The organism is Streptomyces europaeiscabiei (assembly GCF_001550375.1).
GTDB lineage: Bacteria > Actinomycetota > Actinomycetes > Streptomycetales > Streptomycetaceae > Streptomyces > Streptomyces europaeiscabiei.
Map to the genome: position 1 here is coordinate 1 of NZ_LRTR01000357.1, position 16,133 is coordinate 16,133.

At 71.7% G+C, this 16,133-nt stretch carries 15 protein-coding genes; 10 read left to right on the plus strand and 5 right to left on the minus strand.

What is annotated here, in order from left to right:
* The first annotated feature begins 690 nt into the window (after positions 1-690).
* From AWZ10_RS16950 to AWZ10_RS16965, 4 genes are read left to right on the plus strand one after another with little or no spacing between them, the layout of a single operon-like run.
* A complete protein-coding gene (locus tag AWZ10_RS16950; protein WP_046707422.1) occupies positions 691-1,491 on the plus strand; it encodes an ABC transporter permease in 801 nt (266 codons plus the stop codon).
* Positions 1,484-2,410, plus strand: a complete 927-nt coding sequence (locus AWZ10_RS16955) for an ABC transporter permease (protein WP_046707423.1) — start codon at positions 1,484-1,486, stop codon at positions 2,408-2,410. The genes AWZ10_RS16950 and AWZ10_RS16955 overlap by 8 nt, the downstream gene beginning before the upstream one ends.
* A 10-nt stretch (positions 2,411-2,420) precedes the next feature.
* Complete coding sequence (locus AWZ10_RS16960) at positions 2,421-3,428, plus strand: ABC transporter ATP-binding protein (RefSeq protein ID WP_060891471.1); 1,008 nt, start codon at positions 2,421-2,423, stop codon at positions 3,426-3,428.
* Between the two features lie 34 nt (positions 3,429-3,462).
* On the plus strand, positions 3,463-4,314 hold the full coding sequence (locus tag AWZ10_RS16965; protein ID WP_060891472.1) for a DUF1707 SHOCT-like domain-containing protein: 852 nt from the start codon (positions 3,463-3,465) through the stop codon (positions 4,312-4,314).
* 174 nt (positions 4,315-4,488) lie between these two features.
* Here AWZ10_RS16965 and AWZ10_RS16970 read toward each other — a convergent pair whose 3' ends face one another.
* Complete coding sequence (locus AWZ10_RS16970) at positions 4,489-5,814, minus strand: SGNH/GDSL hydrolase family protein (RefSeq protein WP_046704966.1); 1,326 nt, start codon at positions 5,812-5,814, stop codon at positions 4,489-4,491.
* A 237-nt stretch (positions 5,815-6,051) separates the two neighbouring features.
* Here AWZ10_RS16970 and AWZ10_RS16975 point away from each other — a divergent pair, with 237 nt between their 5' ends.
* The 3 genes from AWZ10_RS16975 (at position 6,052) to AWZ10_RS16985 (ending at position 9,769) form a co-directional block, all read left to right on the plus strand.
* Positions 6,052-7,413 carry a DUF445 domain-containing protein gene (locus tag AWZ10_RS16975; RefSeq protein ID WP_060891473.1) on the plus strand — a complete coding sequence of 454 codons (1,362 nt, stop codon included), beginning with the start codon at positions 6,052-6,054 and terminating at the stop codon, positions 7,411-7,413.
* Positions 7,414-7,568: 155 nt separating this feature from the next.
* The gene (locus tag AWZ10_RS16980) at positions 7,569-9,041 is read left to right on the plus strand and encodes an MFS transporter (RefSeq protein WP_046704964.1); all 1,473 of its coding nucleotides are present in this window, start codon (positions 7,569-7,571) and stop codon (positions 9,039-9,041) included.
* A gap of 272 nt (positions 9,042-9,313) precedes the next feature.
* Positions 9,314-9,769, plus strand: a complete 456-nt coding sequence (locus AWZ10_RS16985; RefSeq protein WP_046704963.1) for a hypothetical protein — start codon at positions 9,314-9,316, stop codon at positions 9,767-9,769.
* A gap of 38 nt (positions 9,770-9,807) precedes the next feature.
* On the opposite strand, the gene AWZ10_RS16990 is transcribed toward AWZ10_RS16985, so the two are convergent.
* Positions 9,808-10,308: a hypothetical protein gene (locus tag AWZ10_RS16990; RefSeq protein WP_037703760.1), complete on the minus strand. Its 501-nt coding sequence runs from the start codon at positions 10,306-10,308 to the stop codon at positions 9,808-9,810.
* Positions 10,309-10,355: 47 nt separating this feature from the next.
* Positions 10,356-10,940, minus strand: coding sequence for a protease (locus AWZ10_RS16995; RefSeq protein ID WP_060891474.1), 585 nt, complete (start codon positions 10,938-10,940; stop codon positions 10,356-10,358).
* A gap of 185 nt (positions 10,941-11,125) precedes the next feature.
* Here AWZ10_RS16995 and AWZ10_RS17000 point away from each other — a divergent pair, with 185 nt between their 5' ends.
* Positions 11,126-12,076, plus strand: coding sequence for a GlxA family transcriptional regulator (locus tag AWZ10_RS17000; RefSeq protein WP_060891475.1), 951 nt, complete (start codon positions 11,126-11,128; stop codon positions 12,074-12,076).
* Positions 12,077-12,094: 18 nt separating this feature from the next.
* Here the strand turns inward: AWZ10_RS17000 and AWZ10_RS17005 are convergent, their stop codons facing one another.
* A complete protein-coding gene (locus AWZ10_RS17005) occupies positions 12,095-12,397 on the minus strand; it encodes a hypothetical protein (RefSeq protein WP_046704960.1) in 303 nt (100 codons plus the stop codon).
* A 47-nt stretch (positions 12,398-12,444) separates the two neighbouring features.
* On the minus strand, positions 12,445-13,860 hold the full coding sequence (locus tag AWZ10_RS17010; protein ID WP_079104385.1) for an MFS transporter: 1,416 nt from the start codon (positions 13,858-13,860) through the stop codon (positions 12,445-12,447).
* Between the two features lie 52 nt (positions 13,861-13,912).
* Between AWZ10_RS17010 and AWZ10_RS17015 the strand changes: the two genes are divergently transcribed.
* On the plus strand, positions 13,913-14,920 hold the full coding sequence (locus AWZ10_RS17015) for a GlxA family transcriptional regulator (RefSeq protein WP_234361186.1): 1,008 nt from the start codon (positions 13,913-13,915) through the stop codon (positions 14,918-14,920).
* A gap of 157 nt (positions 14,921-15,077) precedes the next feature.
* Complete coding sequence (locus AWZ10_RS17020; RefSeq protein WP_060891476.1) at positions 15,078-15,974, plus strand: alpha/beta fold hydrolase; 897 nt, start codon at positions 15,078-15,080, stop codon at positions 15,972-15,974.
* Positions 15,975-16,133: the final 159 nt, after the last annotated feature.

The following is a 16,133-nucleotide window of genomic DNA, read 5'->3' on the forward strand; positions in this document are numbered from 1 at the left end:
GCACGGCACCGGACTGTCCACCAGGCGCCCCACCGGACCGCGCGCCGGGCTTCGCGCCGGACGCCGCGCCGTGCGTCGCACCGGACTGTCCACCAGGCTTTCCGCCAGGCGCCGCGCCAGGCTTTCCGTCGGGCGTCGTGCCCGGCTTTCCGTCCGGCCTCCCGCCGGACGGCGCGTCGGGCTTCCCGCCGGACGCCGCGTCAGGCCTCCGGGGGGAGGCCGCGTCAGGCGCCCCGCTGGGCGCCGTGTCCGCGCTCCCGCCCGGCGTCGTGCCGGGCTTCGGGTCGGTGTTCCCCTTGGCGGCGCTGTCGCCGGACCCCGGAGTGGTGCCCGGAGTGCGTCGCTCCGGGTCTCTCGGTGCCCAGCCCGGGCCGTTCCGCTTCGGCTGCGGCTCGTCGCTCATCGTGCTGCCGTGCTCCTGTTTTCGCGTCGTACGTTCATTTCCGTACGGACTCGTACGCTTTGCGCCCGCTCCGGGCCGGTTCTGTGCCCTTGAGTAAAGACTCTCGTACCGTGCGATCCGTTCCCGGATCCCGACACGTGCCCCGCACACCACACGAGCACAACCGTCCGCCCCCGAAAACGCGTGGCAGGCCCCTCCGGCCGCGGACTAGGCTTCTTCGCTTCGGCCCGAATCGGTCCAGGCCTCGGCCTTTCGCCTAACTCTTCGCAGCGGATGGGGGTTTCCTCGTGGGCACAGGGCGGTTGTACGCCGCCGTCGCCGCCGGTGGTTTCAGGCGGTACGCGACATATCGGGTGGCCACCGCCGCGGGGGTGTTCACCAACACCGTCTTCGGCTTCATCCTCGCATACACCTACCTGGCCCTCTGGCACGAGAAGCCCCACCTGGGCGGCTACGACCAGGCGCAGGCCCTCACCTATGTATGGGTCGGCCAAGCGATGTTCGCGGTGATGGTGCTGGGGAGCGTGGGGTTCGAGGAGGAGCTGATCGAGCGGATCAGGACCGGGGACATCGCGGTCGACCTGTACCGGCCGGTCGACCTCCAGATGTGGTGGCTCGCCGCGGACATGGGCCGGGCCCTGTTCCAGCTGCTCGGACGCGGTGTCGTCCCCATGGTGTGCGGCGCGCTCTTCTTCGACCTGGCGCTGCCCTCGGGCCCGCTGCCCTGGCTCGCCTGTCTCGTCGCGGTCGCCCTCGGGGCCCTCGTCAGCTTCGCGATCCGGTACATCGTCGCCCTGTGGGCGTTCTGGCTCCTCGACGGCGCCGGAGCGATGCAGGTCACCTGGCTCACCGGAGTGTTCTTCTCCGGGATGCTCCTGCCGCTGAACGTCTTCCCCGGCGCGCTCGGCGACCTCGCCCGCCTCCTGCCCTGGTCCGCGCTGCTCCAGGCCCCGGCGGACGTCCTGCTGGGCGAGGCCGACCCGTGGGGGACGTACGCCTTCCAGCTCGCCTGGGCGGCGGTGCTGCTGGCGGTCGGGCGGCTGATCCAGTCGGCGGCGACGCGGAAGGTGGTGGTCCAGGGTGGCTGACCTCGACGAACGCGCGGACGATCGCGCAAGTGGGCGCGAGGACGGGCGCGCGGGCGCGCGGGGCGGGGAGACGGCCGCGGAGAACCCGTTCGGCGAGTACGGCACGTACAGCCGTGTCCGCGACGGGCTGCGCGCCTACCGCATGATCGCCGCCATGTGGATCCGCTCCACGATGGCCTACCGCGCCTCCTTCGCCATGACGACCCTCGGGAACTTCGCGGCGACCTCCTTCGACTTCGTCGCGATCCTGCTGATGTTCTCCCAGGTCGACGAGTTGGGCGGCTTCACCCTGCCCGAGATCGCCCTGCTGTACGGCACCTCCGCCGCCGCCTTCGGGCTCGCGGACCTGATGATCGGCTCCATGGACCGGCTCGGCCGCCGGGTCCGCGACGGCACGCTGGACACCCTCCTCGTCCGCCCGGTCCCGGTGCTCGCCCAGGTCGCCGCCGACAAGTTCGCGCTGCGCCGCCTCGGCCGGGTCAGCCAGGGCCTGTTCGTCCTCGGGTACGCCCTGACCACGCTCGACATCGCCTGGACACCGGTCAAGGTGCTGATGGTCCCGCTGATGGTGTGCAGCGGCGGACTGATCTTCGCGGCGGTGTTCGTCGGGGGCGCGGCCTTCCAGTTCGTCGCGCAGGACGCCTCCGAGGTGCAGAACGCCTTCACGTACGGCGGCGCGACCCTGCTGCAGTACCCGCCGGCCCTCTTCGCCAAGGACCTGCTGCGCGGTGTGACCTTCGTCCTGCCGCTCGCCTTCGTCAACTGGGTGCCCGGGCTGTACATCCTGGGCCGCCCCTACCCCCTCGACCTGCCGTCCTGGCTGGCCTTCGCACCCCCGCTGGTCGGCGTGGCCTGCTGTGCGCTGGCGGGGGTCGCGTGGCGGGCGGGGCTGCGTTCGTATCGGAGTACGGGGAGTTAGGGAGCCAACCGTGACAGACAGCGCGTTCATCGAACTCGACCAGTTGGAGAAGGTCTTCGACGTCCGCAGGAAGACCGGGTTCATGCGCCGGGAGCGGCACGAGGTGCGGGCGGTCGACTCGATCTCCTTCACGGTGGCGAGAGGGGAGATGGTCGGCTACATCGGGCCGAACGGCGCCGGGAAGTCGACGACCATCAAGATGCTGACGGGCATCCTGACCCCGAGCGGGGGCCGCCTGCGTGTCGCCGGCATCGACCCGTCCCGCGAGCGGACGCGGCTCGCCCGGCGTATCGGGGTGGTGTTCGGGCAGCGTACGACCCTGTGGTGGGACCTCCCCCTCATCGACTCCTACCGGCTGATGCACCGCATGTACCGCATCCCCGACGCCCGTTACCGCGAGAACCTCGACCGCTGCGTCGAACTCCTGGAACTGGGCGACCTGCTGGACGTGCCCGTACGGCAGCTCTCGCTCGGCCAGCGCATGCGCGGGGACATCGCGGCGGCCCTGCTGCACGACCCCGAGGTGCTGTACCTGGACGAGCCGACGATCGGGCTCGACGTCATCAGCAAGGCCAAGGTCCGGGAGTTCCTCAAGGAACTCAACACCGAGCAGGGCACGACCGTGCTGCTCACCACGCACGACCTCCAGGACATCGAACAACTGTGCCGCCGGGTGATGGTCATCGACCACGGGCGCCTGATGTACGACGGGCCGCTGACCGGGCTGCACGAGGTGGGCGAGAGCGAGCGGACCCTCGTCGTCGACCTGGAGCGCGAACTGCCGCCGATCGAGGCCGCGCCCGCCCGGGTCGTACGGGTGGAGGGGCCCCGGCAGTGGCTGGCCTTCCCGGCGTCGGAGTCGGCGGCCCCGCTGGTGGCGCGGATCGCTTCGGAGTATCCGCTGGTCGACCTGTCGGTGCGGGAGCCGGACATCGAGGCCGTGATCGCCCAGATGTACGCGCAGCAGGCGGAGCGGGTGGCGGAGCGGGCGGGGGAGACGGGGCAGGCCGTGTCGTAGCCCGGCGTGGGGGGTTCCTCGTACGCTGATTCGTATGACGGACGACCTGCCGGATGTTCCGGCCGCCGCGGATCTTCGTGCCTCCGACGCCGATCGTGAACGAGTCTCCGAGCAGTTGCGGGACGCCCTCGCGGAGGGGCGGCTCGACATGGAGGAGTTCGAGGAGCGGCTGGACGCGACGTACAAGGCGCGGACGTACGGCGAGTTGGCGCCGATCACCCGTGATCTGCCCGGCGCGGGGGCCGTGGCACCGCCGGCGGTCGTGCCGCCGCCGTCCGTCTCGCTGGTCAAGGGGCCTGCGGCGGACGTGAGTTGGCCGGAGCGGGTCGTCGGCGGTGACGGTACGTCCACCTGGGGCGTCGCGGTCATGTCCGGGTTCGAGCGCAAGGGGCGCTGGACCGTGCCCGAGCGGTTCGACTGCTTCGCGTTCTGGGGCGGCGGCGAACTGGACCTGCGGGACGCGTACTTCGCGACCCGTGAGGTCACGATCAACTGCGTGGCGATCATGGGCGGGATCAATGTGATCGTGCCGCCCGGGGTCGAGGTCGTCGTCCGGGGCGTCGGGATCATGGGCGGCTTCGACCACGGCGAGGAGGGCGTGCCGGGGGAGCCGGGCGCTCCGCGCGTGATCATCACCGGGTTCGCGTTCTGGGGCGGGGTCGGGGTCGAGCGCAAGGTCCCGAAGGCCGAGCGGCAGCGGTTGAAGGAGGCGCGGCGGCAGGACCGGCTGGAGCGCCGGGCGGCACGACGGGAGCTGCACGCGTCCCATCGTGACCATGCGCACGAGATGCACGAGGCGCATCGTGAGGCCATGGACCAGGTCCGGGAGGCGGTGCGCTCACGACGCGAGAAGGAGCGGGAGCGGCGGCGGAGGCGGGAGTACTAGACCGGCTGGGCCGGTGGCGGACTGAGCCGGTGGCCGACTGGTCCGGTGGCCGGCTCTCGGCTGCGGGTACGGATGCGTCGTGGTCGCTCGCGCGGTTACTCGCGCCCCTGAAGGACGCGGATTCCCGTGTCCTTGAGCGCGGTTCCCCGCGCCCCTGGAAGACGGCGGCGCTGCCTACAGCTCCGCCGGTGCCGAACCCTTCAGTTTCTCCAGGTCGAAGACCTCCGCCATCTGTTCGTAGCCCTTGTCGCTCGGGTGCAGATGGTCGCCCGAGTCGTAGTCGGGGCGGAGGCGGCGGGGGGCGTAGGGGTCGCGCAGAGCCTTGTCGAAGTCGACGTAGGCGTCGAAGACGCTGCCGGAGCGGATCGTGGCGTTGATGGCCTGGCGGACGGATTCGCGCTGGTCGGAGTAGCCGCGGTGGCCGTGGAAGGGCATGAGGGTCGCGCCCACGACGCGCAGGCCGCGGGCGTGGGCCTGCTCCACGAGCCTGCGGAGGCCGGCGGTGATGGCGGCGGGGTCGGCCTGGCCCGGGTTCTTGAGGATGTCGTTGACGCCGAGGTCGATGACGACGGCCTTGACGCCCGTCCGGCCGAGGACGTCGCGCTGGAAACGGGAGAGGCCGCTGGGGTTCTCGGCGGGGCGGCCGTTGCCGTCGGTCAGGACGCGGTTGCCGCTGATGCCCTCGTTGGCGACGCTGTAGCGGGGTGTGCCGGAGGAGCCGGAGGCGGCGCGGAGACGGCCGGAGAGGACGTCGGTCCAGCGCCGGTTCTCGCCGACCGTGGAGGTGACGCCGTCGGTGAGCGAGTCACCGAGGACCACGACCGTGCCGTCGGACTCGTTGCTCAGCACGTCCAGGGCGGTGACATAACGCCAGTGCAGGGACTGTGTGGTGTACGGCTGTCCGGTGACGTCCTCGGCCCGGTCGCCCTCGGCGGTGTACGAGATCTGGCGGGCGTGCGCGTGGTAGGTCGCCGGGCCGGAGGGGGTGGGGGAGTAGGTGGTGATCAGTACGTCGCTGTCGTGCGGGATCGCCACCCGTACGGCGTCACTCACCACCTGCTGCCCCGGCGCGATGACGACCTTCGGGTTGCCCGCGAAGGTGAGGCGGCGCATGGTGTCGGCCGCCGCGGCCGGGGTGTCCGTCGAGGCGGCCACGGCGAGCGAGGCGTGGGTGATGGTCAGCGGCTGCTGGCCGTAGAGGTTGGACAGCGTGACCCGGGCGCTCGTCCCGGCGGCGGTCGTGTGCACCACGTTGCGCACGGAGTGGCCGGCCAGGCCGTCCGACTCGGTGCCCGGCTCCGACCCGCTCGGCGAGGCGGCCCAGGCGCCGACCCAGACGCCGGTGGAGGCCGGGGCGGCGCTGCTGCGGGGCGCGCGGGCGAAGGTCTCCTGGCGGGGGGTGCCGTCGTCGATGCCGACGCCGGTGTAGATCGCGGCCGAGATCGCCACGACCAGGGCGGCGATGGCCGCCAGAAGTGCACAACCGTGCTGCCTGGTCATGCGGTGTGTGACTCCTCGGGCTGTGGAGCCCCGAGGCTCCGATGTGATCACCCCATGATGCGGCATGGGGTGGGGGCGGCTTGCGAGAACCCCCATCGGTTCCCCCGCCCGGACAGACGCGGGGAACTCCTGTTCCGTTCCAGGAGTAGGTGTCAATAGGCCTATGGAGTACGTCACCAAGAGTTGAAGCGTCGAAGAGCGGACAATGTGTACGGGGGACAGGAACGGGTGGAGTGAATGGACCGTACGAACGCGGAGGACGAGGCGGAGACGTCAGGAGCGGCAGCGGCGGCGGCAGCGGCGGTGAGCGCCGAGCCGCGTGCTTCGCATCGCACCATGACCACCTTCAGCGCCGCCGACGAGGAGAAACAGCGCGGCGTCCGGCAGATGAAGCTCATCGCGGCCGGGCTGCTGCTCTTCGTGGCCGTGGTGTACGTGCTGGCCAAGTGGGCCTCGCACGAGGGCGCGGGCGCGTGGGCCGGCTATGTCGCGGCGGCCGCCGAGGCGGGCATGGTGGGCGCGCTGGCGGACTGGTTCGCCGTGACCGCGCTGTTCCGGCATCCGCTCGGGCTGCCCATCCCGCACACCGCGATCATCCCCACCAAGAAGGACCAGCTGGGCGTCTCGCTCGGTGAGTTCGTCGGCGAGAACTTCCTCTCCCACGATGTCGTACGGCAGCGGCTGCGGGCCGTCGGTATCGGCAGCCGGCTCGGCGCGTGGCTCGCCGAGCCGCAGAACGCCGACCGGGTGACGGCCGAGCTGGCGACCGCGCTCCGGGGTGCCCTGACCGTGCTGCGCGACTCGGACGTGCAGGCCGTGGTCGGGGAGGCGATCACGCGTCGGGCGAACGCCCAGGAGATCGCGCCCGGTATCGGCAAGATGCTGGAGAAGGTCGTCACCGACGGCGGCCACCGGCGGATCGTGGACCTGGTCTGCGCCCGCGCCCAGAACTGGCTGATACTCCACGACGAGCAGGTCATGGACGCGGTCGAGGGCGGCGCCCCCGGCTGGACCCCCCGGTTCGTCGACCGGAGGATCGGCGAGCGGGTCTACAAGGAACTCCTGCGCTTCACCACCGAGATGCGTGACTCGCCCACCCACCCGGCCCGCGGCGCCCTCGACCGTTTCCTCACCGACTTCGCCACCGACCTCCAGTCCGACACGGACACCCGCGCGCGGGTGGAGCGGTTGAAGGGCGAGGTGCTCGGCCGGGGCGAGGTCCAGGACCTCATCGCCTCAGCGTGGACGGCCGTACGGTCGATGATCGTGTCCGCCGCCGAGGACGAGCGCAGCGAGCTGCGGCTGCGGGTTCGCACGTCCCTGCTGTCGCTGGGCACCCGGATGGCGACCGAGCCGAGCGCGCAGGCCAAGGTCGACAAGTGGGTCGAGGGTGCGGCGGTGCACGTCGTGACCACCTACCGCGCGGAGATCACCTCCCTCATCACCGAGACCGTCGCGAGCTGGGACCCCGAGCACACCACGAAGAAGATCGAGGCCAACATCGGCCGCGACCTGCAGTTCATCCGGATCAACGGCACGGTGGTGGGTTCCCTGGCGGGCCTGCTGATCTACACGGTGTCGCGGGCGCTGGGGGCGTAGGAGGAGGCGCGCGTACGGGTGTTCGCCCGGGGCCGGGCGGACGACCAGTGGGCGGCGGCCGGTGGGCGGCTGGTGGGCGTCGGCCGGTGGGGCGTAGTCCCTGCTCGTCGGGGCACACGGATCGGGTTCGCTCGACGTGGAGGGAGCCCCAGCCCATGTCCGTCACTGACCCGAAGTCACCGGTTTCACCAGGCTCGCCGGGTGTGATCACCACTGCCGTACCGGCGCGCCTGGACCGTCTTCCCTGGTCGCGCTGGCACTGGACGATCGTGATCGGCCTCGGCACCGTGTGGATCCTCGACGGTCTGGAAGTGACCGTCGTCGGCAACATCGCGGGCCGGCTCTCCGAGGAGGGCAGCGGACTGCCCATCACATCCGCGCAGGTCACGGGTATGGCGGCCGCGCTGTACGTGGCCGGCGCCTGTGCGGGTGCCCTCTTCTTCGGCCGGATGACCGACCGGTTCGGCCGCAAGAAGCTGTTCATGGTGACCCTGCTGGTCTATCTGGCGGCGACCGCGCTGACGGCTGTCTCCTTCTCCACCTGGTGGTTCTTCCTCTTTCGCTTCCTCACCGGCTTCGGTATCGGCGGCGAGTACGCGGCCATCAACTCCGCGATCGACGAACTGATCCCGTCCAAGTACCGGGGCCGCGTCGACATCGTCATCAACGGCAGCTTCTGGCTCGGCGCGATCGGCGGATCGCTGCTGTCGATCCTCGCCCTGAACACCGACCTCTTCCCGGCGAACGTCGGCTGGCGGCTGACCTTCGCCCTCGGTGTGGTGCTGGGCCTGGTGATCCTGCTGGTCCGCCGGAACGTCCCCGAGAGTCCCCGCTGGCTGCTGATCCACGGCAGGGAACAGGAGGCCGAACGGCTGGTGGGGGAGGCGGAGGAACAGGTCGAGGCCGAGAAGGGCCGCCCGCTGCCGCCCGCCGGGAGCGAGATGACCGTCCATCAGCGCGAGAGCATCGGCTTCGGCACGATCGCCCGTACGGTCTTCTCCCAGTACCGGCGTCGCGCGATCCTCGGCTTCTCCCTCTTCATCGGCCAGGCGTTCCTCTACAACGCGATCACCTTCGGCTTCGGCGCGATCCTCACCACGTTCTACGACGTCCCGACCTCCGACACCGGCTACTACTTCGCCGTCATCGCCGCCGGCAACCTGCTCGGCCCCCTCCTGCTCGGCAGGCTGTTCGACACGGTCGGCCGCAAGATCATGATCTCGTCGACCTATCTGCTGTCCGGCGTCCTGCTCTTCGTCACCGCCTGGCTGTTCGGCCGGGGTTCGCTCGACGACGTGACCCTGACGGCCTGCTGGTGCGTGGTGCTCTTCTTCGCCTCGGCCGGGGCGAGCAGCGCCTATCTGACGGTCTCAGAGGTCTTCCCCATGGAGACCCGCGCGATGGCCATCGCCTTCTTCTACGCCCTCGGCACGGCGGCCGGCGGCATCAGCGGCCCGCTGATCTTCGCCGAGCTGACGGAGTCCGGCGTCGTCTCCGACACCGTCCTCGCCTTCCGGATCGGCGCGGCTCTGATGTGCGCGGCGGGCCTGGTGGCCGCGTTCCTCGCGGTGCGTGCGGAGCGGCGCTCCCTGGAGGACATCGCCGAGCCACTGTCGGCGAGGGCGTGACGCTCCGCCGAGGGCGCCGGGGTGGGCGTGACGCTCCGGCGAGGGCGCCGGGGTGGGCGTGACGCTCCGGCGAGGGCGCCGGGGTGGGCGGTTGGTCGGTCGTCTGCGGCGCCGTCGTGGCCGGTTGGTCGGTCGTCTGCGGCGCCGTCGTGGCCGGTCGCGCAGTTCCCCGCGCCCCTTCGGGGGTGCTGCCGCTCTGGGTATGGGTGAGTAGGCCGCACTGAGTATCCGTACTCTGTCGGCCCGCCGCCCGCCCAGGAACCCTCGTACGCATGACCGAGAAGCTGCTCCGCCCCCTGCGCACGCGCCCCTGGCCGGAACGCTGGCTGACCCGCCTGCTCGGCGCCGCCCTCGCCGCGGCCGCGTACCGCCTCTGCCTCCCGTGGGACCTGAACAACCGGCCCGAACTGAAGGGCTCCCTCTCGGAGACGACCCCCGTGACCGTCACGGGGGTCGTCGCCCTCGCCCTCGTTCTGCTGCTCCTCGCGGCCTACTTCGGCCACCGGGACGCCCTGGCCTGGCCGGTGCTCCTGGTCGCCGTCCCCCCGTCCGCCCTGATGTACACCTCGTTCCACACCCACCCCGAGCCCCTGGACGCCTCCGTCTGGCCTCTGTCCTGGGCCTTCTTCACCCTCGTGCTCGGCGCGTGGGTGCTGGTGGCGGCGTCGGTGGCACGGGGGTTCCGGACGGAGACGGCCGACGAGGAGTGGCTGATCAGGAGCGGTTGACGCCGCTCGCCCCGCCCGGCCGCCGCACTCGGGCGCACTCAGCCGTAGAAGTACCGCCGGGCCTTGTCCTCGAAGTACGAGGAGTAGGCGAGGCCGACGACCGGGGTGCCGTGGTAGGAGCCCACGTACTGCTGGGTGCTGTCGACCACGACGGGCCGTGCCATGCAGGCCCACTTGTTGCGCTGCTGGGCCTCCGCCCACCGTACGGCCGCCGGGTCCACTCGGTCGCTGACCAGCACCGGGAACGCGCCGATGCCGTTCTGGATCCCGGCCGGCAGGCCGCCCTTCGTCTTCTTCGCGTACGTCAGCACCTGGTCGGTGAAGGTCTCGATGGTCGGGATGGTTATCTCCTGGACCGCCGCCGCCACCGTGAACAGGTGCAGCTTCGTCCCCATCCAGCTCCACCTGAAGTCGGCCCGGCGCCCGACGAGCACGGGCACCCCGGCCCACTCCTCCCACCAGGTACGGCATTCGTCGGCGGCGAGACGGGCGGCCACGGAGGCGAGGTAGGCCTGGGAGGGCGACTGCTGTGGATGCATGGCCGGATCATGCACCCACGCGAGCACCGCTGGGAAGTCGGGTGGAGTCAGGCTCCCGTGGTCGAACCGGGCCGGACGATCATCAGGATCGTGACCGTCGCCCACAACAGGTTGAACACCCCGGTGAACATGGCGAGTTGGGCGGTGGCCTTGACCCCGACGGCAGTCCGGGTCCCGTCGGCAGCCCCCGTCTCGCGGGCCGTACCGGTCTCACCGGCCGTCTCGGTCTCATCGGCCGTCCCGGTTCCGTCGGCCGCCCCGGTCCCGTCGACTGTCCTGATCCCGCCCCCTGCGCCGATCCCCTCCAGGATCTCCTCCTGCCGGGGCAGCACCAGCGCCAGCAGGACCATGGCTGCGAGAGCGGTCAGCAGCATCGACACGATCAGCCAGGCGTCCTTCAGCACCCCCATGCTCATCGCCGTGGCGAACCCGAGCACGGGCACGGCGATGCCCACACCGCCGTACACCCGGCAGATCCGGTGCAGCAGCCGTACGGCCGACACCGCGCGCTCGCTCCGGGGTTCGGCCAGCGCCTTGCGTGCGCTCGGCGGGAACATGCTGGCCGCGACAGTGATGGGCCCGACGGCGACGATCGCGGCGAGGACGTGGAGGGAGAGCAGGAACTTGGTCACGGTGGGACGGTAGGGCGCGGGACGATCTCGTAGAAGTGGCGGGATTGCCAGAGGTCAACGGATTCTCGCCAGACTCGCCAGAGTGTGGAACGGGGGGTGAACCGGGGCGTGTCGGAGAGGTGAGCCCGTGACAGGCCAGCGTCAGGGCGCCTGGCGGAAACCCGGCGCAGGCCTACACTCCCGCCATGCACACCGTGGCCGTACTGGCGCTGGACGACGTGATCCCCTTCGACCTGTCCGCGCCCATCGACACCTTCGGCTGGGCCCGGCTGCCGGACGGGCGGGAGGCGTACCGGGTGCGGGTCTGCTCGGTGGAGGGGGACGGGGAGGTGAAGGCGGGACCGTTCAGCGTGCGGGCGCCGTACGGGCTGGAGGCGCTGGCCGAGGCCGACACGATCATCCTGCCGGGCACGGCCGACCCGACCGTGCCGCTGCCGCCGGGCGTGACGGAGGCGCTGCACACGGCGGCGGCGAGCGGGACGCGGATCGCCTCGATCTGCGTCGGCGCGTTCCTCTTCGCGGCGACGGGCCTGCTGGACGGGCTGCGCGCCACGACCCACTGGATCGCGGCCCCCGATCTGGCGGCCCGCCACCCCGAGGTCACCGTCGACCCGAACGTCCTCTACGTCGACAACGGCCAGTTCCTGACCTCGGCGGGCGCCGCCGCGGCCATGGACATGTGCCTGCACATGATCCGCAAGGACCACGGCTCGGCGGTCGCCGCGTTCACCGCCCGGATGTGTGTCATGCCCCTCGAACGGGAGGGCGGCCAGGCCCAGTTCATCGTCCAGGACCAGCCCCCTGCCCCCGCCGGCGCGACGATGGAACCCCTCCTGCGCTGGCTGGAGGAGAACGTGGAGCGGGATCTGACCCTGGACGACATCGCCCTCCACGCCGGCACCAGCGCCCGCACCCTGAACCGCCGCTTCCGCGAACAGACCGGCACGACGCCCCTGCAGTGGCTGCACCGGGCGAGGGTCCGCCGCGCCCAGTACCTCCTGGAGTCCACCGACCACACGGTCGAACGCGTCGCGGCCCAGGCGGGCTTCGGCTCCCCGACAGCGTTCCGTGACCGCTTCAAGAGGGTGGTGGGGACGAGCCCGTACGCGTACCGGCGGGCCTTCAGGGGGGAGTGACCGCGGCGAAGTCACCCCCTACCCCTTGCGGTCAGCCACCACCCAGGAGGCCGCCGCGACCACCCCGGCCACCCCGAACACCGCAGGCCAGGCCCCCACCTTCTTCGCCAGCGGATGCGATCCGGCGAACGCGGCCACATACCCGGCGGTCAGCGCCCCCGCCGCCTTGCCCCCGGCAGCCTTCCGCCACTGCTGAGCCGCGGCGGCCCCGGCCACCGCGAGCACCGCCCCACCGAGCGGCCGCTTCTTCGTCCAGCGGGCCACCCCGTACCCACCGATGAGCCCGCCGGCGGCCACCGCCGCCGTGGGAACCTTCGCCATCCCTGCCTCCCAGGTCGAAGTCCGTGTCGACGCCCGTCGGCCCGAGGCTACTGCGCCACCACCCGCCGGGTGCCTCGAGGCCCCCGTACGACCACGGCCAGCAGGGACGCGGCGAGGCAGACCGCGCCGAGGGTGGTCCAGACGACGTCGTACGCGCCGAAGAGATCGCGGGCGGTGGCGCCGAGGAACGCGGAGGCGCCGGCGCCGAGCTGGTGGGCGGAGTTCACCCAGCCGAAGACGATGGGCCCGTCCTCGCCGTAGACGCGGTCGCCGAGGGCGATGACGGGCGGGACGGTGGCGACGTCGACGAGGCCGTAGAGCACGACGAAGGCGACCAGGGCGGGGGTGACGGCGGACGAGAACACCATCGGCAGCGCCAGCAGGGTGAGTGCGCGGACCGCGAAGTACGCGGTCAGCAGACGGCTCGGATCGAAGCGGTCGGTGAGCCAGCCGGAGAGGACCGCTCCCAGAGCCGAGAACACGCCGATCAGGGAGAGCAGCGACGCGGCGGCGGTGGCGCGCATGCCGTGGTCGTGGGCGGCGGGCGCCCAGTTGCTCCACATGATCCCGTTGGTGGAGGCACCGCAGATGACGAACATCCCGGCCAGCACCCAGAACGGCCCGGTGCGCGCGGCGCCGAGGAGCACCTTCAGGGCGCGCCGCGCCGCCCCGGACGCCGGTGCGGGCTTGGGCACGAACTCCGTCGCCCCGTACGGCCTCGCGCCCACGTCCGCAGGGTGGTCGCGCAGCAGCAGGAGTACGAGGGCGGCCACCGCGACGGCCGTGAACGCCAGCGTGACCACCGGTGGGCGCCAGCCGTGGCGGTCGACGCCCCGGGCGAGCAGCGGCAGGAAGAGCAGTTGGCCCAGATGGCTGGCGGAGCTGAGTACTCCGGTGACCAGCCCGCGCCGTCGCTCGAACCAGCTTCCGGTGATGCCGGCCGCGAACGTCATGGTGAGGCAGCCGCTGCCGAGACCGATCAACACACCCCAGTACGCGGTCAGTTGCCAGGGCTGCGTCATCACACTGGTGAGCAGCGCGCCCGTGGCGACGAGCAGGAGGGCGCCCACGACCACGCGCCGGATGCCGACGCGGTCCATCAGCGCGGCGGCGAAGGGGGCCGTGAGACCGAACAGCACCATGTTCACCGAGGCGGCCAGGGCGATCTGACCCCGTTCCCAGCCGTAGCCCTCGTGCAGTGGGGTCACCAGCAGCCCGGGGACGGTGGTGAAGGCCCCCGCGGTGACGATGGCGGCGCCCGCGGCGAGGGCGACGGGCCAGGCGGGGTGGATACGGGGTTGTCCGGCCGGGGTGGGCGGCGTGCTGTTGGCAGGGGCGCGGTCGGCCGAAATGCCGCTGGGCGGCGGGCTGTTGGCCGGGCCCCTGTTGGCCGGGTCTTTGTCGGTCGGATCGCTGTTGGTCGGGGCGCTGTTGGGCGGTGAAGTCCGGGTCGGCTCGGGCATGTCTCCAGCCTGGTGACCCAGCCCGGTCCTCACGAGCGGCCAGCTGGACCACATGCGCAAGTATGTGGCCATGCCTGTCTTCGCCCACCCCGGACGCCACCGCGTCGCCGTACTCGCCCGCCAACTGCTTCTGCCCATCGAGCTGGGGATCGTGCACCAGCTGTTCGGGCAGGCCAGAGAGGGGGCGACGGCGGACGGGGAGCCGCTGTACGAGGTCGTGACCTGTGGGCTGCGGGCCGGGGTCACCCGCACCGACGGCGACTTCACCGTCAACGTCCCTTACGGCCCAGAGGCCTTGGCCGAGGCGGACACCGTCATCGTCCTGTCGTCCCACGAGGACTACGTCCAGGACACCCCCGCCCTCACGGCCCCGCTCGCGGACGCCCTCGCCCGCATCCGCCCCGGCACCAGGATGGCCTCCATCTGCACCGGCGCCTTCGTGCTCGCCTCCGCCGGGTTGCTCGACGGGCACACGGCCACCACCCACTGGCGGTACACCGACCTGTTCGCCAGGCTGTTCCCCCGGGTCGAGCTGGACCCGGACGTCCTCTACACCGACGGGGGGCACGTCCTGACCTCGGCCGGCTGCGCCTCCGGCATCGACCTGTGCCTGCACATGATCCGCCGCGACCACGGTACGGCGGTCGCGGGCGACGTGGCCCGCCGCACTGTCGTTCCCCCGCACCGGGAGGGCGGTCAGGCCCAGTTCGTACGGCGCCCCGTACCGGCCCTCTCGGCGCCCGCCACCTCCGCCGCTCGTGAATGGGCGCTACGGCACCTCCATGAGCCGCTCACCCTGGGGCAGTTGGCGGCCAGGGAAGCGATGAGCGTGCGCAACTTCAACCGGCGGTTCCGCGACGAGGTCGGAACGACCCCGATGAACTGGCTCGCCCAGCAACGCATCGAGCGAGCAAGGGAGTTGCTGGAGGAGTCGGACCTGCCGGTCGACCAGATCGCCGTGCGCGCGGGCCTCGGTACGGCGGCCAATCTGCGCCGGCACTTCCAGGAGGTGCTGGGGACGTCGCCGAGCGCGTACCGGACGACGTTTCGTGGTGCGTGAGGCGTGGGATTCGGGGGATTCGGGGCGGGGGACTCCGGGCGGGGGCTGTGGGGCTGTGGGGCGGTGGCGCGTGGGTCCGTGAGGTGCGTGAGGTGCGTGAACCGGCGGCAGGGGAAACCCGGTTGATCCTGCCCCGGCACGCGGAAACCATCGGTCGATGCACGCCACCACCACAGGCGCCCTCACCACGCCGGACGCCATCCGCCTCGCCTACCGCGACCACGATCCCGGGCAGGGGAGCGGCCGTACCCCGCGGCACGAGGGCGGCCGGACCCGGACCGCACGACAGGCACCCGCCCGCACCCTCCTCCTCCTGCACGGCCTCGCCGGTCACCTGGGGGAGTGGGACGAGCTGCTGCCGCCGCTCCTGGCGCAGGGCCACCGCGTGGTGACGTACGACGCCCGGGGCCATGGCGCGAGCACCGGCCGCCCGGCGGACATGAGCAGGGCGGCCTGCGTGCGGGACACGGTGACGGTGATCCGCGAACTGGGCCTGGACGCCCAGGGGCAGGCGCGCCTGACCCTCGTGGGCCAGTCCCTCGGCGGTCACACGGCCTTCCTCGCCGCGGCCGCCCACCCGGAACTCATCCACTCCCTGATCCTGATCGAGGCCGGCCCGGGCGCCCCCGACCCCGCTCTCCGCACCCACATCGCCGCCTGGATGGACAGCTGGCCCACCCCCTTCGACTCCCCTTCCCGGGCGACCCGCTTCTTCGGTCACGCCAGCTGGTCCCGCAACCTCGAACGCCGACCCGACGGCTGGCACCCCCGGGCCGACCGCGCCACGATGCTCGCCGCGATCGAGGAACTGGCCGAATCGTCGTACGACCCCGAGTGGGCCGCCACCACCTGCCCCACCCTGGTCGTACGCGGGGCGCGGGGCACCATGCGGGCGGCCGACGCCGCGAAGATGCCTGCCCTGCGGGCCCCGGACGCCAGGACCGACCTCGCCGTCATCGAGGACGCGGGCCACGACGTACACCTGGACCAGCCGCAACGGCTGTATGAGGCGATGGCCGGTTTCCTCAACTCCCTCCCTACGGGCAATAGTTGAGCCTGCCGGGAATGTGACTCACGTCACCTCCGGGACGTGGGGGAAGTGGTTCGCGACGCCCCCGTAGGCCTGGCATGCTCATGCATGGCTACTGGGGGGTAACCGCCGTGTGCGTGCGGTCATGAGGACCGCCGTGCCCTCACGGCCCGCCCCCCACCG